The 24,818-nt window shown below is 50.4% G+C and carries 27 protein-coding genes, 1 tRNA gene and 2 pseudogenes; 19 read left to right on the plus strand and 11 right to left on the minus strand.

The annotated features are described in order from the left end of the window. The 3 genes from HK11_RS11075 to HK11_RS11085 all read left to right on the plus strand — a co-directional run. The coding region (locus HK11_RS11075) for a hypothetical protein (RefSeq protein ID WP_233133450.1) at positions 1 to 557 on the plus strand (557 nt) is incomplete at its 5' end. Positions 558 to 752: 195 nt separating this feature from the next. Then, positions 753 to 1,394 carry a hypothetical protein gene (locus HK11_RS11080; RefSeq protein ID WP_086555404.1) on the plus strand — a complete coding sequence of 214 codons (642 nt, stop codon included), beginning with the start codon at positions 753 to 755 and terminating at the stop codon, positions 1,392 to 1,394. A gap of 104 nt (positions 1,395 to 1,498) precedes the next feature. Continuing rightward, positions 1,499 to 2,035 (plus strand): Rid family hydrolase, encoded by a 537-nt coding sequence (locus HK11_RS11085; protein WP_086555405.1) that lies wholly within the window; start codon positions 1,499 to 1,501, stop codon positions 2,033 to 2,035. Between the two features lie 42 nt (positions 2,036 to 2,077). Here HK11_RS11085 and HK11_RS11090 read toward each other — a convergent pair whose 3' ends face one another. From HK11_RS11090 to HK11_RS11115, 6 genes are all read right to left on the minus strand, one after another. Next, positions 2,078 to 2,329 (minus strand): hypothetical protein, encoded by a 252-nt coding sequence (locus tag HK11_RS11090; protein ID WP_086555406.1) that lies wholly within the window; start codon positions 2,327 to 2,329, stop codon positions 2,078 to 2,080. A gap of 19 nt (positions 2,330 to 2,348) precedes the next feature. Beyond that, positions 2,349 to 3,863 carry an efflux transporter outer membrane subunit gene (locus HK11_RS11095; RefSeq protein WP_086555407.1) on the minus strand — a complete coding sequence of 505 codons (1,515 nt, stop codon included), beginning with the start codon at positions 3,861 to 3,863 and terminating at the stop codon, positions 2,349 to 2,351. A 20-nt stretch (positions 3,864 to 3,883) separates the two neighbouring features. Beyond that, complete coding sequence (locus HK11_RS11100; protein WP_086555408.1) at positions 3,884 to 4,795, minus strand: HlyD family secretion protein; 912 nt, start codon at positions 4,793 to 4,795, stop codon at positions 3,884 to 3,886. Positions 4,796 to 4,824: 29 nt separating this feature from the next. Next, positions 4,825 to 5,019 carry a DUF1656 domain-containing protein gene (locus tag HK11_RS11105; protein ID WP_086555409.1) on the minus strand — a complete coding sequence of 65 codons (195 nt, stop codon included), beginning with the start codon at positions 5,017 to 5,019 and terminating at the stop codon, positions 4,825 to 4,827. 391 nt (positions 5,020 to 5,410) lie between these two features. Continuing rightward, positions 5,411 to 5,830 (minus strand): hypothetical protein, encoded by a 420-nt coding sequence (locus HK11_RS11110; protein WP_086555410.1) that lies wholly within the window; start codon positions 5,828 to 5,830, stop codon positions 5,411 to 5,413. Between the two features lie 40 nt (positions 5,831 to 5,870). Continuing rightward, positions 5,871 to 6,185 (minus strand): hypothetical protein, encoded by a 315-nt coding sequence (locus HK11_RS11115; RefSeq protein WP_086555411.1) that lies wholly within the window; start codon positions 6,183 to 6,185, stop codon positions 5,871 to 5,873. 75 nt (positions 6,186 to 6,260) lie between these two features. On the opposite strand from HK11_RS11115, the gene HK11_RS11120 reads away from it, so the two are divergent. From HK11_RS11120 to HK11_RS11165, 9 genes and pseudogenes are all read left to right on the plus strand, one after another. Then, complete coding sequence (locus HK11_RS11120) at positions 6,261 to 7,385, plus strand: ABC transporter ATP-binding protein (RefSeq protein WP_086555412.1); 1,125 nt, start codon at positions 6,261 to 6,263, stop codon at positions 7,383 to 7,385. Between the two features lie 48 nt (positions 7,386 to 7,433). Further along, on the plus strand, positions 7,434 to 8,528 hold the full coding sequence (locus tag HK11_RS11125) for an extracellular solute-binding protein (RefSeq protein ID WP_143216398.1): 1,095 nt from the start codon (positions 7,434 to 7,436) through the stop codon (positions 8,526 to 8,528). 6 nt (positions 8,529 to 8,534) lie between these two features. Next, the gene (locus tag HK11_RS11130; protein WP_086555413.1) at positions 8,535 to 8,981 is read left to right on the plus strand and encodes a hypothetical protein; all 447 of its coding nucleotides are present in this window, start codon (positions 8,535 to 8,537) and stop codon (positions 8,979 to 8,981) included. A gap of 27 nt (positions 8,982 to 9,008) precedes the next feature. Further along, the gene (locus HK11_RS11135; protein WP_086555414.1) at positions 9,009 to 9,500 is read left to right on the plus strand and encodes a YcgN family cysteine cluster protein; all 492 of its coding nucleotides are present in this window, start codon (positions 9,009 to 9,011) and stop codon (positions 9,498 to 9,500) included. Between the two features lie 82 nt (positions 9,501 to 9,582). After that, on the plus strand, positions 9,583 to 10,287 hold the full coding sequence (locus HK11_RS11140; protein WP_233133451.1) for a M48 family metallopeptidase: 705 nt from the start codon (positions 9,583 to 9,585) through the stop codon (positions 10,285 to 10,287). Positions 10,288 to 10,384: 97 nt separating this feature from the next. Further along, positions 10,385 to 10,470 (plus strand) — tRNA-Leu (locus HK11_RS11145). An 89-nt stretch (positions 10,471 to 10,559) separates the two neighbouring features. After that, positions 10,560 to 11,933 (plus strand): site-specific integrase, encoded by a 1,374-nt coding sequence (locus HK11_RS11150; RefSeq protein ID WP_086555415.1) that lies wholly within the window; start codon positions 10,560 to 10,562, stop codon positions 11,931 to 11,933. A gap of 271 nt (positions 11,934 to 12,204) precedes the next feature. Beyond that, positions 12,205 to 12,423, plus strand: a complete 219-nt coding sequence (locus tag HK11_RS11160) for a hypothetical protein (protein WP_086555417.1) — start codon at positions 12,205 to 12,207, stop codon at positions 12,421 to 12,423. A gap of 118 nt (positions 12,424 to 12,541) precedes the next feature. Then, a pseudogene (locus tag HK11_RS11165) lies at positions 12,542 to 13,432 on the plus strand (transposase). A 225-nt stretch (positions 13,433 to 13,657) separates the two neighbouring features. Here HK11_RS11165 and HK11_RS11170 read toward each other — a convergent pair. Continuing rightward, positions 13,658 to 13,978 carry a hypothetical protein gene (locus HK11_RS11170; protein ID WP_086555418.1) on the minus strand — a complete coding sequence of 107 codons (321 nt, stop codon included), beginning with the start codon at positions 13,976 to 13,978 and terminating at the stop codon, positions 13,658 to 13,660. Between the two features lie 175 nt (positions 13,979 to 14,153). Next, positions 14,154 to 14,507 carry a DUF3892 domain-containing protein gene (locus HK11_RS12745; protein WP_198943258.1) on the minus strand — a complete coding sequence of 118 codons (354 nt, stop codon included), beginning with the start codon at positions 14,505 to 14,507 and terminating at the stop codon, positions 14,154 to 14,156. Between the two features lie 104 nt (positions 14,508 to 14,611). Here HK11_RS12745 and HK11_RS11180 point away from each other — a divergent pair, with 104 nt between their 5' ends. The 4 genes and pseudogenes from HK11_RS11180 (at position 14,612) to HK11_RS11200 (ending at position 17,510) form a co-directional block, all read left to right on the plus strand. After that, positions 14,612 to 14,929 (plus strand): helix-turn-helix domain-containing protein, encoded by a 318-nt coding sequence (locus HK11_RS11180; protein WP_158092824.1) that lies wholly within the window; start codon positions 14,612 to 14,614, stop codon positions 14,927 to 14,929. Next, entirely contained in the window at positions 14,926 to 15,459 is a 534-nt protein-coding gene (locus tag HK11_RS11185) for an ImmA/IrrE family metallo-endopeptidase (RefSeq protein WP_086555420.1), read from the plus strand. Before HK11_RS11180 ends, HK11_RS11185 begins: the two co-directional genes overlap by 4 nt. A gap of 76 nt (positions 15,460 to 15,535) precedes the next feature. Beyond that, positions 15,536 to 16,308: pseudogene (locus HK11_RS11190) on the plus strand (IS5 family transposase). Positions 16,309 to 16,323: 15 nt separating this feature from the next. Further along, positions 16,324 to 17,510 (plus strand): IS3 family transposase gene (locus tag HK11_RS11200; RefSeq protein WP_143216399.1). Its coding sequence is split into 2 segments (ribosomal slippage): positions 16,324 to 16,582 and positions 16,582 to 17,510, totalling 1,188 coding nucleotides; the frame shifts between segments, so codons are not numbered across the junction. A gap of 186 nt (positions 17,511 to 17,696) precedes the next feature. Here HK11_RS11200 and HK11_RS12235 read toward each other — a convergent pair. Next, complete coding sequence (locus HK11_RS12235) at positions 17,697 to 19,298, minus strand: hypothetical protein (protein WP_143216400.1); 1,602 nt, start codon at positions 19,296 to 19,298, stop codon at positions 17,697 to 17,699. Between the two features lie 54 nt (positions 19,299 to 19,352). Then, complete coding sequence (locus HK11_RS11210) at positions 19,353 to 19,544, minus strand: hypothetical protein (protein ID WP_086555423.1); 192 nt, start codon at positions 19,542 to 19,544, stop codon at positions 19,353 to 19,355. A gap of 212 nt (positions 19,545 to 19,756) precedes the next feature. Between HK11_RS11210 and HK11_RS11215 the strand changes: the two genes are divergently transcribed. The 3 genes from HK11_RS11215 (at position 19,757) to HK11_RS11225 (ending at position 23,878) form a co-directional block, all read left to right on the plus strand. Continuing rightward, complete coding sequence (locus HK11_RS11215) at positions 19,757 to 20,146, plus strand: hypothetical protein (protein WP_086555424.1); 390 nt, start codon at positions 19,757 to 19,759, stop codon at positions 20,144 to 20,146. Positions 20,147 to 20,216: 70 nt separating this feature from the next. Further along, complete coding sequence (locus tag HK11_RS11220) at positions 20,217 to 22,529, plus strand: TonB-dependent receptor domain-containing protein (protein ID WP_233133452.1); 2,313 nt, start codon at positions 20,217 to 20,219, stop codon at positions 22,527 to 22,529. Between the two features lie 11 nt (positions 22,530 to 22,540). Next, positions 22,541 to 23,878: a PepSY domain-containing protein gene (locus HK11_RS11225; protein WP_086555425.1), complete on the plus strand. Its 1,338-nt coding sequence runs from the start codon at positions 22,541 to 22,543 to the stop codon at positions 23,876 to 23,878. A gap of 2 nt (positions 23,879 to 23,880) precedes the next feature. Here HK11_RS11225 and HK11_RS11230 read toward each other — a convergent pair whose 3' ends face one another. Further along, positions 23,881 to 24,423, minus strand: coding sequence for an SCO family protein (locus HK11_RS11230; RefSeq protein ID WP_233133453.1), 543 nt, complete (start codon positions 24,421 to 24,423; stop codon positions 23,881 to 23,883). Positions 24,424 to 24,818 lie beyond the last annotated feature (395 nt).

Genomic DNA, 24,818 nt, shown 5'->3' on the forward strand with positions numbered 1-24,818 from the left:
GGCATAACCCTGATAATATTGTTCATTTTATACTCAGAAATACAGACTTTAAAGAACCAGACAGGCATATGTCTATTCCTGCTGCTCTGTTTATGGATGGCATTATGCCGCAAGAAGGCGGCGTGGATGACAGTATCCTTCTCGAAGTGCACTGGCCTGACTTCTCTGGTCATGTTGCTGACCTGGCAAAAAATGCCGTCATGATTTTAGTAAACACGAAAAATCCAGATTTTAGTACAGAGCAGGTTATGAAAAACTTTCTGCAGGATGATCTTGCTATACCTGACACTCGGTTTAATCTAATGTCCCCCCAACTTATCCCTGGTCAAGTCATCCCCTCAGATATTATGCAAGTAGCTAATCAATTAGAATTATCTATGGCAAATAATCATACACAAATTTACATTGATAAAGCACCATATCCATCTCGAATAATATCATGCGAAGCCCTCAATAATAAAACAGAATTTTCTTATTGTTCCGATACTTTTTTTATAAAAATTTATGGTTTAAGGTCAGCTATAGTCGCTTTTATGTCGCAGAGTGGCGTAAAATAGAAGAAACTGTAAAAAATAATTTCAATATATACATGAGATAAATATGAACGCACAAAAAGAAAAAATTTTTAATTCCCTTAAATCATATCAAGACTGTAAAAACAGAAACGAATATTACTGATGCCTGCTCAAAGCAGGGGATCCTTATGGCAAACTTGCTCTTGGTGTTGTTGAACAATCTTTTTTTCAGGGCGTGTGGCCCGCCGTTTTGCCGAGTGCATTGCCCGTCAAACAGGAGTCATCATTAATGACAGGTTGTGGTTAAAAATAAGCGAAGAGCTTATGATTGCTGATTTCGGTGTCCGAAAAACCCAGTACCATGCGACGGGAGAGCTATGTTTTCTAAAATGGAATACCATCAGAGATTACCACGCTCTGGTTTTCAAAAAAAACGGAATCCCGGCTAAAGCCTGGACAGCCTATATCCCGCTCAATCTGGTTGGTCATGCTCAGGCCCCCTTGCTCTGGCGAGCCATGCTTGAGAAAGATATTATCTCATCCAGCCTCAGAACGGTTAGGGACGTTCTGACACCACTGAGCCAGAAAGCCGGTGTAACGCAGCAAACGATTCCTTTGCTTTTATTATATCCTGCTCTGACCACACAATGGGTTATCTATAACTGGAACAACTCAGATATAGAGCGGTGCAGGCAAGCACTTGATGCTATGGCCTGCCAGAAAAATCTTTCAGACCGGGAGCAGGATGCCATGCTCTGGCTCGATGCGATCCTGACCAGTGCAGGTCCAATAGCGACGTTCGATACCGTTATCACAACAGCAAATACAAACTGGCGCGGGCTGCAAAACACACTGCGACACCGCCTGCTTGCACAATAAACCAGCCTGAAATAACCAGAGACCTGCTGACAATCCGGCCAAAATCTTTATAACTCCGGTCATACCTCTTATATCATCCTTTTTATGACCGGAGATTATCTGTCATGCGGCTGCTGAAGCCCCTCGTTTTTTCCTTTACTCTTCTGGCCTGCTCAGGCCTGTCAGCACATGCCGCGCCCTCTTCAGATGCGACTGTGCGCTATCCGGCTATTTCTGACCAGCCGGTTGCGACAGCTGTTGAAGTCCCTGGTGGTTCAAGCCTTGTATATCTGAGCAGCACCGGCGCACCGGTACAGGATAAAACCGCCCCGCCCCGCAGCATCGCTGCCTATGGTGACACACAAACTCAGACAACCGGTGCAATCAAACAGCTTGAAGCTATGCTGCAAAAGCTGCATCTGTCTCTTGGCGATGTTGTACGCCTGCAGATTTATGTTGTTGCCAGCCCGACCACTCAGCAGCACGATTTTGACAGTGTTATGACTGCCTACTCACAATTTTTTGGCACAGCAAAGCAGCCCAATCTGCCTGTACAGTCAATTCTTGGCGTGCAGCAGCTGGCAAACCCTGGTCAGCTGGTCGAAATTGAAGCGACTGCCGTACGCCCGACACCTAAAAGCACAGCTGCAAAAACACATTAATTTTTCAGCCCGAAGCATACCCGGAGCCAGCAGGCAAACAGCTTACTGGTCTCCGGGGTCCGGGTCATAAAAAAACTCTTCAGGGCTTTCAGGTATTGGTTTTCTTATAAGATAAAACCCAAAGAACACCAGAAAAGCCCCTGTAAGCACAGGCAGCCAGCGTAGTGCTGTCACCAGGGTAGAATCATAGGCTGAGCCATCAATCACCAGGAACCAGCCGCTGACACATAAAATCGTAAAACCGCCTACAAGGCAGGCGGCTATCCAGTACAGGCGAATGGTGTACTCTCTCATACGAACCCATCCTTCAGTATTATTGACTGAAGGCCCTTGCTAATATGTTCTGATTATCAACAGAAACAGGAAGTGATGAGTTCGTCAATGCCACACCCTTCCAGCCTGCGCCAAGTGCAGTGTACAGGTTAACGGCATCACGCAGGCGCTCAAGTTTAGCAAGTGCCTCCATGTTCTGCGCCTTAAGGGTGGTCCGCTCCGTAGTCAGCACCTCAAGAAAACCAACAAGCCCGGCACCATAAAGTTTACGTGCCCGCTCACTGGCAAGGGAGCTGTCTTCAGCAGCTTTATGCAGCTGCTCAGCATATTCAATATCATCATGCCAGGCAGCCATCGCATCCTCAACCTCTTTAAAAGCATTGAGCACTGACTGGCGATAAGTCAGTCGGGCGGCCTCTGCATTAGCCTGAGCCGCTCTGACCTCGGCCGTCAGTTTACCACCGTGCATAAGCGGCATACTGGCCATAAGCAGAAAGCTCCAGCTCATGCTATTCACCTGGAACAGCTGATACATTGCTGATGCATTAGGGTTAAATGTCAGTGGTATGACAAAATGCGGGTAAAGACTGGCCACGGCAACACCGATCTGGGCTGTCGCAACAGCATATTTCCGCTCAGCCATACGAATATCAGGACGATTAGCCATAACAATGGAGGGCATCGTTGCAGGAAACGCAGGAACAACCGGCAGCGCACGGGGCACTTTCAGCTGGTCCTCAAGCTCACCGGGCATTTTACCCAAAAGCACAGCAATCGCATGCGTTACCTGCGAGACACGGGTTTTCAGCGGTTCACGTGCGGCTATCTGCGCATCAAGCTCAGCCTGTGCCTGTGCTGTCTGCAGCGTATTACCGACACCTTCGAGATAGAGCTTCTCGGCAAGTGACAATGCATCCTGGGCGACACGAATATTTTTGGTCGCAATTCCTATCTGCAGCTGAGTAACACGCAGCAGCATATAGTCTGAGGCCAGCTCTGACAGCAATGCCATAAGCAGGGCACGGCGCCCTTCGATTGTGGCCTCAACCTCACGTTCATGGGCCTCAACATCCCGGCGAATACGACCAAAAACATCAAGCTCCCACGAGGCTGATGCGCCGTAGGTCATGATGGACGCACCCGGACGGTTAGACGGGTTGCCCGGACGAATTGGCCAGTTATCAATGTTGATAGAATACCGCACATCACCTGCACCCATATTCGCATCAACCTGTGGGTACCATTGTGAGGCTGAGCGGTCACGCACTGCGCGCTCTGCCATAATATGCGTTCCCGCAATCTGCAGATCGTAGTTACCGGCTATAGCCTGCTTTACAAGATCCGTCAGAACGGGGTCGTTAAACAACGACCACCACTCTGTCATCTCTTTATTCGTGCGCTCTATCTCAGCCGGGGTCGCCGGGTGCTCCTCCGCCACCTCTTTAAAAGCGGCGGGCACTTTCATACCATCACGCTGGTAGTTTGGCCCGACAGTACATGCTGAAAACAGCAGGGTCGTGGCCATCAGCACACAGGAGAAACTACGCATCTTCATCGCCCTGTTTCCCGCTGTGCTCAGAGGTGGTCCTGCAACCAGGTGGTCAGCCTGCCGCGTGGCCCCCTGGGTTCAGGCCCGACACTGACTGTTGCCGTCATACCCGCAGCCAGCATCACGCTGTCAGGAACATGATCAATATGAATACGCACAGGAATACGCTGTGCCAGACGCACCCAGGTAAATATCGGGTTAACATCCTGCAGGCCCAGCTTATCAGCCACACCATTTGTATCGTTAATACCACGGGCGATACTGACAACATGCCCCTGCAGAATAGGTTTATAACCCATCAGCTTAACGCGGGCCTGGTCACCAACATGAACGCCCCACATCTTTGTTTCTTCAAAATAGCCATAAACCCAGTAAGAATCCGCATCAATAACGGCCATACGAGGCTGACCGGCTGCCACGTAATCACCCACACGCAGGTTAAGGTTGGTTACATAACCATTAACCGGAGAGTAAATCACAGAGCGCTGCAAATTCAGCCGGGCAAGGTCGAGAGCAGCACGGGCCGCATCAACTGCCGCAATCTGTGTCGCAACGTTAGAGTTAAAAACTTCCTGCTCTTCCTGCGAAACAATGCCACCCAGGCCCATACGCCGGCGCGCATCGTTACGTTTCAGCTTTAAGTCTTCAAGGGCGCCATCAAGTCTGGCCTGCGCCTCACGGATAGCAAGACGAAACCGCACCGGGTCAAGCACGATCAGCGGGTCACCCTTATGCACGAACTGGTTATCAACCACCGGCACCTGTACAACCGTGCCGGGAATCTCAGGGGCGATATCAACAACATAGACCCGCACCCGTCCATCTCGCGTCCAGGGCGCAATCATGTAAACTTTCCAGAGTGTTACACCAAGCACGATGGCCATTGCGAGAACAGCCAGGGTCAGGATAACGCGAATCAACGTGCGCAAAAGTGGCATTGCAGGAGCTCAGCACCCTAAAAAAGAGGTCAGACGTAAAGAACCAGTAAACACAGAATACAAACGTAAAGAGAGACTTCGAATAAAGCGACATGCCAGAACCAGTTCTGAAGGCCGGTCCACCACAGGGCAGAACGCACAACCATCGTCAGTGGCAGGGCAGCAAGCGCATAAACAGCCAGCGGCGCTATAAAAACACCAAATAAATTAAATTCTGTCAGCATGCCCCATCTGCCTCACTCATGACACACATCGTCCGCAGCATCGCCTCTGCGGCAGCCCTGACATCCACATGCATGACCTGCCTGAAACAGGGAAAAGCAGTCAGGAAAGAGTAAACTTTTATCAGAAGGAATCTCATATGCCCGTCAGCACCTTTTTCCACCAGTATAAATTCTATACCGGCAAGAAAAACAAGTAAGCCTTACACTGTACTGACAAGCAAAAGAAAATTGCACGCTAAAAGCCCTCCCCTGACAAATGAAGGCACACTGATGCATGCACTGTCAGGTAACCGGACTATAAATTTCAGAAAAAAAGCAGCACCGCCATTGCAAAATTAGCATAGAACCTATGGGCAAAGACGATGCTGCGGAAATAAAGATAAATTAAGTGCTATTTACGCCTTACGACGTCCCACACTTTGCGTGTGCCATGACGGCCCAGTGAGCCTGCAACTGTTGCAGCCACGGCTGCCATCGTCGCAGAATCGCGCATTTGTGTTACTGCCCGGTTACGCGCAATGCGCGCATTGACCTCAGCCGTTGTCAGGTAAGAGCGCCGACCAAGTAACAGGAAGAACAGAGCGACAAGCAAATCGCACCCGAAAACAGCTCCGGCCGATGCGAACGGCCCCCAGTGAAACACACAAAGAAAAAACGCCCACAGGAGCCCATGCCCTGAGATGAGGGCAAAAAAACCAAACAATGCTGCAAGCACGAGAAAGGCAGCCTGACGGCCAAGACGAATGGCCATATGCTGCATAAGATCAGCCTGAGCCTGCAGAGCTGATCTGCCAAATTCAAAAATACGCATGGACCCCAACACTATCCTTCGTTCAGATCACGATAGTCCCTTAGCGCGACAGTCGCCCGAGAATAAAGCCCACAACGCCTGAGATGGCAATTGTCAGCAAAGGCGAACGTCCGCGCGCCGGCACAGAAAAATCGGTCTGGACATGATTGGCTACTTCAGAGGCCTTGGCAACCGCCTGATCTTTCAAAACTTCCGCTTTCACACCTGCATTGCTCAGCGCAGGGATAAGGTGGTGACTGACAAGACGCTCAAGATGCAAACGCACAGCGTCAAATTCATCACGGGCTGAATCTGCAGCATTCTCAGCATTTTCCTGAACCGCAGCTTTTACTTCTTTAATTTTTTCAGCAGACATTTCACTTAATCCCGTTCTGTTTTTATAAGACGACGACACCCTCTCTTTGAAACATACCAACCAGGATACCGTCTCATGCGCAACACGCATGGTGCTTTCTCGATAGCACTCTCAGGCTTCCAAACTCAACACAAAGCAGCGAGTCTGACGCTGAGCGTGCCGCAGGGTACATGCATGGCGCTTTTGGGCATCGGTCAGGAAACCAGCTATTTCGACACGTTAACACAAACGCTTGCAGGGCATATTCCCTCACTGGGGGGCACACTGACTGTCAGCGCTGAGGACGTAACACAGGCGCCCCCGGGCAAGCGGCGCCTTGGCACACTCAGCCACACTACTCCCCTGTTCCCTCACCTGAAAGTGAGGGAAAATATAGCCCTTCCCCTTAAAGCCGACCTCTCTCTCAGCCCGTCAGAAATACAGCACCGGACAACGCAGGCAATCGCCCTGCTTGGCCTCGACGCGGTGCAGGACCAGTCGCCCTCAGCTCTGATGGCTGAGCTGACTTTCAGGGTCTGCCTCGCACGGCTGCTCGTTCTGAACCCCGGGACCATTGTGCTTAACAACCCTTTTATGCACATGGATCAGGCCACAGCTATGCGGCTGCTCAGCCTCCTTGAAAAACTTCAGCGTGCCATCGGACTGAGTATTCTGCTATTGACGCAAAGCCGTACTGAAGCCGTTATGGCAGCTGATACTATTGGAATTATTAAAGATGGCACCTTGCTACAGACCGGCACGGCTGAAACATTGCTGTCGCGCCCGGCGCATGAGAACGTCCTCACAGCACTGGGCGACGCCAATACACTCACAGGGAAAGTGCTGAGCATTGAAGATGATTATGCGATACTGCGCCTGCCATCGGGAGAAACCGTTGAAGCCATGAGCGCACCTGACCTTGCCGCAGATGACCTGGCAACCATCTGCATTCTGCCAGAACGACTATCGGTTATATTTCCGCGTACAGCCGGTGCCCCGGCCGAGGAGCCTGACCTGCTGGTCAGCACCCTGGTGTCGGCACGCCACACAGGCAACGCTATTCATATGCGCTTTCGCCTTCGTGACGGAACAGAAATAACAGTCTGCCGCCCTCCGGTGCATCAGCCGCGGGAGCTACAGGCTGGCCGCGAGGCCTTTCTCGCATGGCAAACTTCCTCTGCCACTGCCTTCCCGATGGACCAGAGGCCTCTCAGCAGCTAAACTACCACCTTCAGGCTACAACCCTTTTTATATCAGGTCACCTTTCTTTTGCCTTGCCCCCCCCTTCATTTCTGCCTTCGCACAGCTATGGCACTCTGCCAGAATGGCACCGCCCTGCTGGCATTACCCCGCAGAAGCGCAATCTTTCTGACAGCCTGGGCTATGCTGCCCGGCACAACAGATGCTCAGGCCCGCACTGCACCAGCTCATACGCAGACTCGCAAAGTGACCCGGCCTGTTCTGCGCGTTCTGACCTTTGACGGCGCCATCAAAGCAGCTCAGGAAAAAGCTCTTTTTGAGCCTTATGCAAAAAAAGAAAACCTGAATATTGTGGCATCGGCATGGAATGGCAGCCTGGAGGAACTGGCAGGACAGGAAAACAAAACACCTGATCGCTGGTCGGCTGTGATGATGGAAACCAGCTCACTGCGCCTCGGCTGTTCTCTTAACCTTCTGGTGCGTGACCCGGCTGATAACTCGAGCAACAGCTGTGGCGAACCCATAACCAGCATTGATTTTGCTATGGCGTGGGAGATGTCTTATTTTGACTCTGCGCCTGACTGGACTGATTTCTGGGATGTTGCCCGTCACCCCGGGCAACGCAGCCTGCGCCGCGACCCGCGTACAACGCTTGAGATCGCGCTGCTGGCCGATGGCGTGCCCCCAGGCGGGCTCTATGCTGTTCTGAGCAGCCGCGCAGGGCTGGAGCGTGCTTTTCGCAAGCTCGACCAGATCCGCCCTTATATCGTCTGGTGGAACACCCCGGCCGAAGCAACAGATATTATGAAAACCAATGGCGCTCTGATGGGCATCGTCCCGGTGGCAAGCATGCTCAGCCTGCCACAGCAGGAACGTCAGCATTTTGGTATTTTCTGGCCTCAGCGCCTGTCTGTCACCTATGCCTGGGGCATACCAGCTACGCTTAAATCTGACACTACGGCACTCAACCTTGTTTCCTGGCTGGAACTGCCTGAGCAGCAAAGTGCATTTACCGCTGCATGGACAGCCGATGCCGGCTCGCTCCCCGATTTACACACGCCAGCGCCGGTGCATGTCAATGACACCTTCTGGACGGAGCATCTGGCGGACATCAGCATACGCTTTGAGCGCTGGGTAAACGGACAGAAACTCTGGGATAACTAAGATAAAATGCCAGCTTCTCTGTTTTTACTGATACACGGGCTCAGCACGGCTCTGACCGGCATGGTGCTGGCAACAGCGGTGGTTTATCTGGCGCTGATCACCGAGCAGGGGCAAAAACTCTTCATTCTGCTGCTTCTGGTCGTGGTCCCCTCGACACTGGCCTCTCTTCTGCTGCCTTTTGCCCTGCCTTATTTACACATCAGGCTACTGGCTCTGTCTGCGCTACAGGGTATCCTGACGGGGCCTCTTATCTGCCTGGCGCCTCTTTTGCGCCTGAAAAGCGTGCCCTCTTCATGGCACACAACGGCACAGGAACTGGGATTAACTAAATCCGGGCGGCTCAGACTTCTGTGGCTGCCCCTGCTCAGCCCGCCTTTACTGCTAAGCCTTATTACAGCAACATTGCTTGGTTTTCTTGGTGCAATGGCTCTTTTAAAAATATCTTCATCATGAAACATCTATTTCTGCAGATACTCTGACATGACTGATTCTCCTCCCCCTTTCTGGGAAAGCAAAACCCTGGCAGAGATGAACTCTGATGAATGGGAATCTCTTTGTGATGGCTGCGGGCGATGCTGCCTGCATAAATTACGTGACGAAGAGACAAATAGTGTATATTATACGTCAGTTGCCTGCCGTCTTCTTGATGTAAAAACCTGTGCCTGCACAGATTATACTAAGAGACACCGCAAGGTACCAGACTGCATCACTCTGACACCAGAGATGATACCTACCCTCGACTGGTTACCTCCTGACTGCGCTTACCGCCGTCTCTCTGAGGGCAGATCTCTGCCCGAGTGGCATCCGTTGCGCAGTGGTAACCGGGATACCGTTATAGAATCTGGTGCGTCTGCTGCCGGGCGCTGCATCAGTGAACGTCGTGCCCGTGATCTTGAAGACTATCTGGTTGAATGGCCATCACAACCAGTAAAAATGCCGCCTGTACTTATTCGACGTCTGAAGTCCTGTTAACTATTATATACTCATATTATTTATTTATGGTCAGACAATATATGCTGACTTAAAAGTAATCATAAAGAAAGAATATAAAGCTGTGCTGCACACTGATGACAATACTGTTGTTTTCGATCAGACAGAGGTGCCTGTAATATGGCGCAGCTCACAACGCACACGGCGTCTTTCAGCCCGTATCGACCCAAGGCAGCGTGCTCTGCTTGTCACTCACCCCCCCTCTTACCCCAGAACAAAAGCTCTTTTATTTCTTAAACAACAAAAAGACTGGATACTTGAGCACTTTGAAAAACTAAGTTATTTTCCGGGCTTATTAACACCAGGGCAGGTTATTACCTTATGTGATATGCCCTATACTATCGTTCACGACCCTGAGGCACAGGGGGGGGCATGGCTTACTGACACCACTCTGGTTGTTACCGGCCGGCCTGAATTTACTGGCAGACGTATTACTGATTTTCTTAAAAATTATGCCCGTAAAGCTCTGACTCTTGAGCTTCAGGCGCTCAGCCACAGCCAGAACATGCAGCCCAGTTGCCTGGATATTCGCGATACAAAAAGCCGCTGGGGAAGCTGTAACAGCCAGGGACGTATCATGCTCTCATGGCGCCTGGTGCTGGCCCCTGCCATAGTACGCCATTATCTGATGGCCCATGAGCTTTCACACCTGAAACACATGAATCACAGCTCTGCATTCTGGCACCTGACGGACACACTAACCCCCCACAGGAAAGAAGCTGAAGCCTGGCTAAAGCACTATGGTGCAGCTCTGATGGCTGCAGGGTAATTTTTCTCTTGCTGTGCGGGCCAAACGTGCTAAAACCCTGACCACAGATTAATGCTACCTCTTAAGAGCGGTTAATGATTCGCTCTTAACTCTATGTGTGAGCTTGGCGGAATGGTAGACGCAGGAGACTTAAAATCTCCAGTCCGTAAGGGCGTGCGGGTTCAAGTCCCGCAGTTCGCACCACAGACACCTGAAACAGCACGATTTTTCGGCTGAGTGAGGGGCAAAGACGATCTTTGCTCCATCATCCTTCCCCACCGAGGGAAGTTTCTATGCTCCGTATCCGAGGCACCACCTATCACTTTCGCCGTATCGTGCCCCCTGCCCTGCGAACAGCCTTAAACCGGCGCGAAATCTGGGTTTCTCTAAAAACTGGTTATCAAAACGAAGCCCGTAAACGCGCGTCTCTCCTTCATGCCAGAACCACAGAACTGTTCATGCAGGCCCATTCTGTGCTGGCTGAACCAGACGCTTTAAACAGGCTTGAGGGACTGCGGGTTGCACTGCGGGACCTGCAGAGTGTCAGTCAGTCGTTTTCTGTGTCGGAAACAGGGTTTGTGCCAGTGTCAGCACCGATGTCAAAACCTCAGCGACAGAACGAACCGGCCAAAGCACCCAAAGCTGCCCTCTTGATGCTCTCCGGTGCCCTGAAACGCTTTGTGCTGGATAATCCCCATGCCAGCGCAGACACGAAAAAGGCGACCCAGCGGGCTGTAGACCTCTTCCTACAAGCCTTTGGAGATGCGCCCGTGCCTATCATCGGGGGCGAAAAGGCAGGAGCCTTCCGTGATCTGCTGTTTTCACTGCCTGCATCATTGGGCAAACGCAAAAGTAGCCTTACCCTTGAAAAAGAAGCACAGAGGACCAGAGAGGAAGGTTTACCAACTTTGAGTGGCAAGAGCGTTAAAAACCACATGATGAGGCTCTCTGCCCTGTGGAACCAGCTCCTCCAGCGCGAACTGGTCACGCGCAACCCATGGACAGGCTGGACTTTCGAGAATGGGCAAAAGACCGTCAGAAGAAGCTGGACGACCAAAGAACTGGCTTTGCTGGCCTCTGCGTCATGGCATGGCACTTCTGTGCCGGAACAAACTTTCCGACTGGTCACCCTTATTGCAGCTTATAGCGGAATGCGATTGGGTGAAATCTGCACCCTGAGGAAAGAAGACCTCCAGAGCGTTGACGGCACCCCCTGCTTCCTTATCCGCCCCCATACCGAAACCGGCTGGGCACCGAAAACAGAAGCAGGCACCCGCATGGTGCCAGTCCATTCAAAACTGATTGAGGCGGGAGTTCTGGCGTTGAAAGAGACCACAAAAGGCCCCTACCTTCTTCCCGGTCTGGAAACCTCAAAACAGGGTGTCCGGGGCGCAGCTCTTGGCAGGGCTTTCTCATTGCTCAAAACCCGTATCGGTCTGCCCGCTGAAATCACGTTTCATTCCTTCCGGCACACAGTCTCGACCCAACTCAGAAATGCCGATGCCAATATCCGGGAGGTCTGGATTGACCACCTGCTGGGTCATGAAGCAACCCATAAGAGTCAAGGGACAACCACCTATCTGACAGGCATTTCAACAGCCAATCTGCAACAAACCATTGAGGCCATAAGCTACCCCGAAACAGCCTTTGCAAACGTGACGATTTAAAAGGGAGCCAGCAGTGCTCAATGGCTACCCAAAGGGGCGCATCGAGCAGCTGGCAAGGGGGAGTAACCTCCCCCATTGACCCCCTGAAAGGGATTTTTTTATCGTATGATAGGATCCAAAACAGATCCACTAATAGAACCATGAAGTATGGAATAAAAACCGATGGCGTGAATAATGACCGTAAGTCGTATTTTTTCAATCTTATTGAGTTCTTTTTTTACGAGACCAGCACCTCCAACGACATCGGCCTTCAACCTATCCGGAGAGTTGTATGAATAACCGACAAGAACAGATTGACGCCCTAAAAGACGCCATGCAGAGCGCTCAGGAAGCAATGGCTTCCGCCACTGAGGAACTTGCAAGACTCGAGGATATTTTCCCGGAACCTGCGCCAAAAATTATACAAAAAATGAAAGAGCGTATCAGTAACATCATTCAAAATTGGACCGATGCCCGTAACTTTGCCGACACCCAATTGCAACAACTCTGATCCAATTTTCGAATAGGCATAGATTGATTTGAGCCATCTGGAGGGTTCGAAAAACCCTCTGGTTTTGAGGTTTCCTCTGTGATTCCATTACTCCTGCATTGATTGGGGATGATGGAAGATGAAGCAGCCGGGTTTCTTTGATGTTGAAGAGCGGCTTGCCCGGTTGAGTGAGCTTGGTGATCAGCTCGAAGCATTTTTCCGGACTGTGGATTTTGAAGCGTTCCGTCCTGATCTGGAAAAGGCCCTGGCGTATTCCGTGAGCGCCTGACCCAGGCGGGAGCGATCGAGGGTCTGTTCAACCGCTTTGACGCGACCTTGCGGAACGCTGGTTATCTACCGATGTCAGGCCAGATCCTGGATGCCACGCTCGTAGCGGCTCCGAAACAGCGCAATACAAACGCAGAGAAAGCGGATCTGCGAGCAGGGCGGATTCCTGAAGACTGGCAGGACAAGCCATCCAAACTGTCGCACAAGGACAGGCATGCACGATGGACGCTGAAGTTTACGAAGGCAAAGCGGCAGGACGATGGAACCATGCCATCCAGCGATCTCGCCATCCCGTTCTTTGGCTATAAATCGCATGTTTCCATCGATCGGAAATACCGGTTCATCCGGAAATGGAAAACAACGCATGCCGCCGCCAATGATGGCGCGCGATTGAGAGAGGGACTGCTGGATAAAACCAATACGGCCTCAAGCGTCTGGGCTGATACAGCGTATCGCTCAAAAGCCAATGAAGACTTCATGGAACAACAGGGCTTTGTCTCGAAGGCTCACAGGAAGAAGCCGCATCTCAAGCCCATGCCCCGCCATATTCAGCGGTCCAATGCAGGGAAAGTCCGTGATCCGGTCACGTGTCGAGCATATCTTTTCTGACCAGAAGTCTCAGACCGGGCTGTTCATCCGAACTGTCGGTATCACCCAGGCCACCATGAGGATCGGACTGGCCAATATCGTCTACAACATGCGCCGCTTCCTCTTCCTGCAGCGGATCAGCACGAAGGCATAGCAATTCAGCGGGGAACAGCACTCGATCTGCTCAAGGCGCAGATCAAAAGCTGTCCCGAAAACCGTCAATCAAAGCGGCAAAAGCCTGAAATCACCAGCCAAGCACATCAACTAACGGTTCTTCGATCCCTCCACCTCTCCGGGCGGCGTCAGCCTGCTGACGCAAACCCTTGTCGGCGCGAGGGTGAAGCCCTTAGTTCATGAACATAAACTCAGAAAGGAGGATTTAAAGGCCGATTTTTCGTGCGGCCCATTCTGCTCCTGCGCGCTCCAACATTTCCCTCCAGCTTGGGAAGGATGTATTGCTTTTTATAAATGTATCCCATGCCTCGTCCGGGATAGCTTCGAAGTCTTCTTTGGACTCGATTTTAAATCCGCTGGCATCAAACATCTCATTTGCCGAATTAAATCGGCTATATGATCTGATAAAATCAGACGTGAGCAAATCTGTCACCGGTAACGTTTGAGTGCCATCCAATTCCCGAGCACGCTGAGAGATGTTGCGTAATTTCTGCTGAAACTCATTGAGCCCCTGTATATTTAGCATAGGTAAAATTCCTTATTTCGGCTTCTTTTTGCGAGGAATTATCGAAAGTACTTCCATAGCTTCTTTTCGCACTTTGGGATTGTTGCTGTGAGCATCGCGTCCTGCTCTGCTAGCTTTGGAATTACTGGGCTTCCGTACTGTCTTGGCCATATTACTTCTCTTTCCTGATCGGATTTTATGGGCATTCGGGGAGCGATAACAAATTATCAGTCCATTTTCCGTCAGCATAAGTCCGTACATATTTTCCGTTTGGGCCGTTGACTACGCCAATGTTTGCTCTTGTTTGATCCACATAGGTATAAAAACTGTTGGTTTTGCTCTCTATTGATTGAACGACTTGGCTTGTCGTCCATTTCCATCCTTGCCCCCCCAAGTGAGTGATCCCTGTGTGAGTATCCGTACGGGGCTGCTTAGAAACACACAGTACTCTTACATCAGCCATCAGGCTTTTCCCTCGAGTTAAGTGAACCGTAATCGATTCGTTTCCTTGAAGCCAAGGAAGCATATCGCGCAACGCACCGTCAATCATGCAATCAATGTTTGTATTAATGTCATTATTGTGGAACTTGTGATGTTTGTGAAATTGACATTGCGGCTCCAATCATGCACATGAATTGCAAAATGAGGAGCGCTATGAACTCGGAATGGGTGTATAAAGAACTCGGGCAAAAAATTCGGGAAAGACGTGATGACCTAGGATTGACGCAGTTGGAACTGGCGCAAAAAATTGGGCTTGCGCGTGGGTCAGTGGCCAATATCGAAGCGGGTAGACAATCAGTGCTGTTGCACCAATTTTTGACACTGTGTTCAGTGTTAGATCTTGATCCGTGTTTGGTTCTCCCGTCGCCGAATATTGAATCCGAGGAGCAGATAGAAATGCCAGAAAATGTTAGGAATGCTGTGCAGAAGCTGAAAAAGATCTCAGGTAAAATAGGTTCTGAAAAGTCGTGACGCCAAGTCGGCCTCGTTTCGGACGTATAGAAGCTTTGGTAGCGGGTTTGTTGCAAAAGGCTGAAGTTGTATCTGCTCCAGTTCCAGTAGAAAAGTTGATAAATTCTTGTGGAATTACAGTAAATGTTCTTGACCTTAAGGACATATCTGGATTGGTGGTGCGCGATCATGGTAATATTGTGATTGGAATTAATAAATCTGACGGCCCGCAACGTCGAAGGTTTACGATGGCTCATGAATTGGGTCATGCCCTTCTCCATGACGGCAAGGAAGTACATTACGATCAGAATTTCAAGGTGGACTTCCGTTCACATACGTCAACGTTAGGCACGGATATTGAGGAAATTGAGGCAAATTTTTTTGCCGCATCAATTTTGATGCCATGGCAGTTCCTAAGATCTGATCCGTTGCTTTCGGAGCTTGACGTGGAAGACCCGGCGTCGGTTAAAGTTCTTGCTGCACGTTATAAAGTAAGCCAGCATGCTATGAGCATTCGTTTGGGTAACTTGGCGGCGCGAGGACGTTTGTAAGAGCCTGACCGAAAATGAATTGAGTGATTTCAGTGGTTTGTGATTCCTCCGTCTTTGCGAAGAGAAGGAATGAATTGTGGCTTGGACTGAAATCACCCGTCGTCAATATCGTCGCGATGATCTGGCCTATGCAAGCGATCTACGCGATCGGGAATAAGCGCTTCTGGTCGCGCTGATGCCGCCCAAAAAACGGTATAGCAGTCCCAGAAGAACGGAAATCCGGCGGATTGTTGAGGCGGTGCTGTACATCGTCTCGACGGGATGCCAGTGGTGTGCCCTGCCACATGACTTCCCACCCTATACGACCGTTCAGGGGTATTTCTACACATGGCTGCGGGAGAGGCGCTGGAAAGCCATCAATCATGTTCTTGTGATGCTTTCACGCGAGCAGGAGGGCCGTGAGACCACGCCTTCTGTCGGTATTCTTGACAGCCAGTCCATAAAAACTGCGGAAAATGTCGGCCCCAGAGGTTATGACGCAGGCAAGAAGATCAAGGGCAGAAAACGGCATATCTTCAGGATCGCGACAGAGCCCCTCTGGTCGCAGAAAAAATCAGGCCGCTCTTTCCCTGGCTTCGTCGTCTCATCGCAGACGAAGGATCAGCAGGGGAGAAACTGCGAAAAGTTCTGGCACGAATGAGAGAGTGGGGGCTGGACATTGTAAAGCGCTCAGACCGTGCTCAGGGTTTTGTCCTGCTGCCAAAGCGATGGATCGTGGAACGGACATTTGCATGGCTCGGAAGATGCCGCCGCCTCAATCGAGATGTCGAGGCAACACTCCAAGCCTCACAGGCATGGAGAGGTGGACCCCATTTTTCGGACAGGTGTCTAAGCTATAATCCGACCTGAAAGAGGACGGGTTTTATGGGTAAGGTTACGCGCAAGAGGTATGGGGCGGAGTTCAAATCACGGGTTGCCCTGGAGGCGATCCGTGGGGAGCTGACGCTGGCGGAACTGGCGTCGAAACATGGTGTGCATCAGACGATGATTGCCCAGTGGAAGCGCCAGGCAGTCGAGGGCATGGCGGCAACCTTTTCGGGGAAGGCGGTGTCTGAGCCCCCGGTCAGCCCTGCTGATGTGGAGAAACTACACGCGAAGATAGGCGAGCTTCTCGTGGAACGGGATTTTTTACGCGATGCCTCTGCTCGGTTGGGCGTGATCAGAGGCGGCAGATGATTGACCCGAAGCGAGCACGTCTGCCGATCATCCGGCAATGCACGCTGCTACAACTCAACCGATCGGGCGTGTACTATCGGCCTGTGCCACAGAACGAGGCCAATCTGGCGTTGATGCGGCTGATCGACGCCCAGTTCCTGGAAACGCCGTATTATGGCTCGCGGCAGATGACATGGCATCTGCGCCGTCTGGGACATGAAGTCAGTCGCAAGCGGGTCCGGCGGCTCATGGCGATTATGGGGCTGCGGGCGATCTACCAGAAGCCACGCACGAGTATGCCCCATCCAGAGCATCGGAAATATCCGTATCTGCTGCGGGATCTGGTCATCGACCGGCCCAACCAGGTCTGGTGTTCCGACATCACGTATATCCCCATGAAACGGGGATTTCTCTATCTCGTGGCGATCATGGACTGGTTCACGCGCAAGGTCCTGTCCTGGCGTCTGTCGAACACGATGGATGCGGAGTTCTGTATCGAGGCGCTCCGGGATGCGCTGATGCGCTACGGCACCCCGGAAATTTTCAATACTGACCAGGGCTCACAATTCACGACGCCCCGTTTTACCGGGCTCCTGGAAGAGCGTCAGATCCGCATCAGCATGGATGGACGTGGGCGCTGGCTGGATAACGTGTTCATCGAGCGTCTGTGGCGGTCGCTGAAATACGAATGCGTCTACCTGCACGCCTTTGAGACCGGATCAGAACTTCGAGTGGGGCTCACGAAATGGATCACCCACTATAACGGGCAGCGTCCGCACGCAGCACTGGCTGGACGTACGCCCGATGAGGCGTATCATGACGTGCCCACGCCCTCTGGTCCGGGGTTAACCCCGGACCAGAGGGCCAACAGCAAAGCCGTCAGAATGGCGGCATAACAACAACCGGGTATAGCTTATTCAAACCCAAAAACTGTCCGATCAGACGGGTCCACCTCTTGGCTCATTGTCGCCCATATCCGCAGAATACTGCGAAAAATCACTCAGACCGCTTTTTGAGTCAGGCTCTCAAGTATTTTTCAGGTCCAAAAAAATCTTCAGAAACACTCTCAAAAAAGAAGTCATTTAATGATCAATTTCGCACGCAGAGTAATCTTTCGCACCGCCAATTTTTGGCCAATAGGATTTAGACGAAATATATGCATCTACACAACCTTCAGTTGTACCATCACTATTGTATTGCCAACTGTACAATAACCCCGGAGTATGGGCTATGAGACGACTTTCCCAAAATCGACTGCCTGTCGCGTCTATTACCACATGCGACTGAATTCTTCGTAAGCAAGGATCTAGGTTTTTGGAGGTTGCGTATTCAGAAAATTCTGTGACCCAAACGTATTTAGGAAATTGAGTCCTTAATAATATTCTTTTCAAATTATCTGAACTTGCATTTCTCAACATTCTTGATTTATATTTCCATCCATAAGTTAAATATGTACGAGAAACTATTTTTTCATTATCTACTTCTTTATAGAAGTCAGGATTTTCATCCCACTTTTCGCCTGTTTGTAACGATTGTTGAGATAGGTCAAAACGGTTCTTCGAGAGACTATTGATAGTATCTCGCGCAACAACTTCGGCTGCTTCTGCTGTCAAAAAAACTTTACCAGGCAAAGGGACCAAAATAAATTTAATATCTCTATTAAGAACAAAAGGATATTCTTCTGTAGAATTTTCTTCTAAAATTGGAAGGCGACAGTATACTCCCCGTTGATCATCATTAACTAGAAAGTGTGTATAAAAATCCGCCGTCGTAGGCTCCAGAGAACTTGTTTTGCAGTCTTCCGATAGCCCTCGTTCTACCCCTATAGCTACAACGGCATGCCCTATAGAAGTATCTTTTTGACAAAGACCCAATATTACAGGGATCCCTGAATCAACATACCTTGCAATAACTTCCTCTGGCTTGAGGTTTGACCACGTGCGTTGTCCGTCAACGATTGCATCAGGAACGTAAGTAACTGGATGACGTCCCATTGCGCGTAAGGCACGTACCATATTATCAGCAGTAAGATACTCTGATCCTGCCGGAAGAGAGCGAGTTATACCACTGTCAGTAGGATTGAGCGCAGCCGCTGTAATTTGGGGTAATGAAAACCACGGCGCGGAATGACGACTATAAAAATGTCTTCCAGCCATCCAAATAGCTGCCTGAGCACATGCACCTGTACGAGTGTCTTGTTGTGTCAGAGGGAAAGAAGAAGTCTCAAACTCGACGCCTAACAAATGAGATTTATGTGAAGATTTAACACAAATCTTCTGAGTGTCTGACTGTATTCCCTGAGAAACAGAGAGTCGAGCGGAACTAACTGGGGCATGAGGTAAAGGTCTAACGACAATATCACCAAGATAATTATTTTTATATTTTTCTAACTTGAGAACCATATCACCAGGAGTGGTGCATTTTAAAATGTCACTCAAATCATCTGAAAAAAAATGGAGTCTTCGACAATATTTTGTTAGTGGCCTAAAAAGACCGCTGTAAAAGTGGAAGAACGCTTCAGAAAAATCCCGATCTATATATGGAGACTCTTCTAAGATGCTTACGCAACCCGCAGAACGAAATTTTCCTATCAAGGACGAAAGTAAATGATTATCAACTCCGCTATTGAACTTCTTGGATAAACTGCTCCACTCGCCCTCATCCAAAGGGAGAATAAATTCCATTTTCGCCCGCATAAAATCGTCTACTTAAAATCTTTTTAATCTTGGACTCAGTCTTCAACCAACACGAAAAAAACCAAGACGATCTTCGGCTGTAACTACGGATTCTTCAATCAGACGAATTTTCGCCACAGCATCATCAGAAAGCTTCAGACAAGACGAAGAATCATTACCTACGCCAACAGCACGACCTGTAGATTTAATATTTTCAAATAAATTAACGGTCATAAAAGGCTGTGTCCCACTCATTTTTTCTACTCTTAAACCTACGATCGAATAGTAGTTATCTTTGGCCGTAACATAGGCCACAAGCTACGGCAACACATAAAATAGTGATCCAAGGGGAGGATCGATGAGGTGGAGGGATCGAAGAACCGCTGATTGATGTGTTCGTCGAAAGGCATGGCTGGGACAAGTGATATGGACTGGCTAACGGAAAGAACTTGATGTAACGGTAGGCCATGACTTCGCGCGTTCACAGTTCAACTTATCTTCTGGCCTTCTGGCCTCTCGTATTGCTTGCACTGATGACGCGTCTGACATTTGGTGGAATTGTCTCCCCAGCGGCATTGATCGACGATCCGCTCAAAACTTTTACGAAACTGAGCATTCTTTGCGACGATCAGAGCACACCGTCTGATTCAGATGGACAGCACCATCGCTCAACGGCTCCCGATGACAACGGCTTTTTACTATCCGAGGCACTGGACCTGCTTATTATAAGCGTCGTTTTCTGCCTTTTTGTGGAATTACATATTGCTGCTATTCGTCAGTCCTGGATGTTCACCTCCATCCGGGGGCCACCAACACCGAAACGGACTTCTCTCTGCCCTCAGGGGCCTCCTGTCTGATCTGAATTGAAAGAGCCGCTCACCTGCTATGCAGGTGGGCATTTTGTGCTGTCTTTTCAGGTTCCTCTACATGTTTCGTACCGCTTATTTTTCAATCCCGTTTTACGGGACACTGACGGCTGCTGCCATTTTTTCAGCCGCCTCTGCACACGCCACTTACCCTCCGTTGAATCACCATGCTCTTCCGTTACCCAAAACAAAAAACACTCGGGACAATACCGAACAGATTCTTGTAAAGGGATTAAGCCGTTCTTCAGCCCTTATACGTCCGGCAGGTCAGACTATTTATAGCTCGGACAGACATGATTTCGCGAACCAGACCGGCCAGAGTGTTGCGGATATGGTGGTGACTATTCCCGGCGTTAGTTTTACTCAGGGAAACGGCCCCCGTGATACCGTAGTATCGGTCCGAGGGTCGGGAGACCGCCAGTCCTATGGCCTGAAAAATCTTCAGATTCTGGAAGACGGTTTCCCCATGACCCAGTCCGACGGGACTGCCCGGGCTGATCTGATTGATCCCCATGCATATCAGGGGGTGGATGTTTTCGAGGGGCCAGCCTCCACTCTCTACGGCAATTACGCCATCAATGGTGCCATTAACTTCCGCACCCGGAAAGGAGCGGATATCCATGGGCTGGAACTAGGCTCCGATTTCGGCAGCTTCGGGATGTTCAACAACTATGCAACCCTGGGCTTTGGCAACAGACACTATGATCTGATGATCTTCGGCAGTGATGTACGTGGAAATGGCTTCATTGCAAACAGCCGCTATAATACTTCGACAGAAAATGTGCGGCTTCGTGCCAATCTGACATCCTCAGATCGTCTTATTCTGAAATTTATCAACAATGTGACCGATGCTTTTCTGCCAGCAAGATTGTCACTCAACCAGTATCGCACCAATCCCTATCAACAGGGATGTGCCAATGCATCCAGCGCGGCAGCCGGTTGTGCATCTGTCAATCTGCTGGTTAATGGCCGCTATGGGGCGAAGGTTGCCATGAGTCCTGAAGCCGCAGGACTGGGGCGCTTTGATCGACGTACCGTAGCTGGACTACGCTGGGAGCATGATTTTAATAGCCACACAACCTGGCGAAACCAGTTTACATACGATCAGCGCCATATCGACCAGCCGACGTCACCCTCGGCGTATGTCGGTCCCTATAATTCCTATAATGTAAGCAGCGACATTACCAGTCATACGCAACTTGCGGGCAGAGCATTAGAGACGTTTGCCGGTGTCAGTTTTGACTATCTCGATTTTGGTTCGCAGACCTACAACATCATGCCTCTCGGTGGTGCAACACGAGGAGCCATGAGTTCAGAAAGCTATGGGCACCAGTGGAATCTTGGCGCGCGCTTTCAGGAGGACTGGCATTTTGCACCTGACTGGCACATCATCGCCGGGCTTGGTGGTACATACTCCGATATTGGCGCGACCGAAACACTGTATGGCTACTCCGCAACACTCAATACACAGCATGTCATCACAGCCAATCGTTTCTACTTCAATCTCGCACCAGAAGGGGCGCTGATTTACACACCTTCAAAAGACTGGACGCTCCATACCCGTGTTGGCACAGCCTATGGAACCCCATCTTCTTCCAATCTTTTTATTACCCCACAGGGGGAATACGGAAACAACACACAGCTGAAAAGCCAGACAAGTGTCGGCATTGATCTGGGTGCTGACTGGCATCCGTCCTCGACGATCAGTATTCAGGCAACAGGTTTTTACGAATTTTATAAAAACGAGCTGGTCAGTCAGTCTGCCGGCGTTAATACCGTTGGTTTCTACACTTTCAACGCACCAGCCTCCGAACATCGGGGAGTTGTTTTAGGTGCAGAATGGAAACCATTGCCGAAAATACTTCCGGGTGGCCGGGTAAAACTGAGTTATACCTACGATAATCAGATTTATACCCGCTATACTGAGGTTCTTTCCAATAGCACGCTTTCTCGTAGCTTCAGTCGTAAAGGGCATTATATTCCGGGGGTTATTCCCAATTTCCTCAATGCCCGTTTTCTCTATGACCAGCCTGATGGTCCACTGGAGGGACTAGGCGGATATGCGGAAGTCACGTGGCGGAGTTCTTACTGGCTGGATAACGCCAGTCGCCTGAAAGCGCCGGGGTATGCCCTGCTTAATCTTGAAGTGCATTATGATCCTCCCGCCCGGTTCGGCTGGGCGCATCGTTTGCACTGGTATTTCGAGGTGCAGAACGTTGCCAACCAGACCTATATCGCGGGTGCCACTAACATCAGTGACAAACTGCAGTCAGATGGACGACAGGCAGGTGCTGCCACACTCATGAACAGCACAGGCTCCATCTATGCAGGCTCACCCCGGGCCTATTTTGGCGGCGTACGCATCAGGTTCTGAGGGATGTTACCATGACAAAATATATTGCCACTCTCTGGCCAGACCGTCGCACGGTCTGGCGCTGGCATTTCCTTGCGGGACTTTTCTGTCTGCCTTTTGTAGCATTTCTCTCTCTGACCGGAGCTGTTTATCTCTTCAAACCACAGATTGATGCCTGGATTGACTGGCAATATGACCATCTGCCCACAGCTCTGTCGCCCTCTCCCACACGCGACGTTCAGGCAGCCTTGTCAGCAGTGCCGCAGGGGGCTTTCCTGGCTTATGAACTTCCTCAGACATCGCATAGTGCTGCACGTGTTCTTGTCAGCAAGCCAGATGGAGAGGCGGTGCGTGTCTACGTGAACAGGAACACACACACCGTTCTGAAAATTGTTATGGAAGAAGACAGATTTGAGCGGCTGGTTTTCCGACTGCATGGACAGTTGCTGTTGGGCAATGTGGGGTCTGTCATTATGGAAATGGTTGCCTCATGGACTATTGTGCTCATCGTAACAGGCCTGCTGCTCTGGTGGCCACGCCATCAGTACGGACTGGCTGGTGTTGTCTATCTACGCCTGGGAATAAAGGGACGAATCCGCTGGCGGGACCTGCATGCTGTCACTGGTGTGTGGATGTCAGTGTTTCTGGTGCTGTTTCTGGTGTCCGGTCTGCCATGGTCTTTTGTCTGGGGTCATGCCCTGCAATCAGTCGAAAACGCAGCTGGTCGTCTGACCTCTGTTATGGACTGGGAAATTGGCGCGGTTCCAGCCGCCACGGTCATTGCCGGGCACCCGGTCGGGCAATCGAAGAAGCAACCTGTCACAGCCGGTATGGATATGCCGGCCGTCTCCACACCTTTTCCTGAAGAAAACTTATTAAGCAGTCTGGATACTGTTGTACAGACTGCGCGCACTCTCGCCCTGCCTGCTCCGGTAATCATTACGATGTCTGGTTCTGTGTGGACTGTACGCTCCGACACACAAAACCGACCTCTGCGAGAAAGCATTACGGTTACATCAGATGGTCATACGATAACACGGGCAACCTTCGCCCGGAAAGGCCTTATAGACCGGATCATTGGCTATGGCGTTGCAGCACATGAGGGGCAGCTTTTTGGATGGGTGAATCAGGTTATCAATCTTGTAGTGGTAACTGGTTTACTGGTGATGAGCAGTGCAGCTACAATATTGTGGCTTAAACGCAAACCCACGGGATCCCTGGGTGCTCCACCCGCCGCACATTCTCAGAAATATGGCATTTTAGGTGTTGCGGCTCTGGTGATTCTGGGGCTGCTTTTGCCAGAACTGGGCGCAGCATTCCTTGTTCTGATTCTCGCAAATCGAGTATTTGCGAAATTACATCCGCTCTGATCTCATGTGGATGGTAAGAGCCGCCTGAGTTCACTTGCAATCTGATGAGCACTTGTATCAACGGGGATCATACCAATCAGATGGTTTTGCCCATTCATGAGATAAAGAAGCGAACTATGATCAACGAGATAACCTGAACCATTGGGGGCATGACGTCGTGCTGAGACATGAAATGCCTTCATAACCGACTGAAGCTGCATTTCCGATCCGGTCAGACCGACAATCTGAGGAGAGAAACGCTCAACATACTCCCGTACAACTTCAGGGGTATCACGTTCGGGGTCAACTGAAATGAACACGGGGATAATGCTTTGTCCTTGCTTACCAAGCTCATAAAGAGCGGCTGAAACTGTAGCAAGTGTCAACGGGCAGACGTCCACACAGTGTGTGTAGCCAAAATAAAGAAGCGTATAATGCCCCTCAAAAGCTGCCTGACTAATAGTCTGCCCGTGGCTATTAACCAGAGTGTAAGGCCCGCCAATCTGTGTATGCCGCTGCGACGTCAGAAATATTCTCAGCCCCGCAGAGCCAGAAAACAGGAGCACTATAATACCCAATAAAGGGAATATTTTTTTCCAGTTCTGCCGGCTGGAAAGAGACGCCTGCTTTGCCGACGCAACCTTTATCTGCTTCTGATTCTTCATCTCATTATCATAACGAACGGCTTACCCGAACAACAGCACTATATTTTCTTTCGCTCTCAAAGGAGGCTTTTGATCATATTCAAACATAAAGCCGACATTCCGTTCTCCCCCGATAGTGTTGAAAAAGTCGCGCTTGCTTTGAGAGTGAAGCACTGATTCACTCTTCGCAGGAGGAACCTGCAAATGATGGGTGATCGAACGAAAATACAGGAGGCACTGTTCTACGAGTTCCGTCTTGAAGATCATGTGCCAGCTGGCCACCTTTTGCGTTCAATTGATCGCTTTGTCGATCTGGA

The organism is Acetobacter sp. DmW_043, from assembly GCF_002153485.1.
Classification (GTDB): domain Bacteria; phylum Pseudomonadota; class Alphaproteobacteria; order Acetobacterales; family Acetobacteraceae; genus Acetobacter; species Acetobacter thailandicus.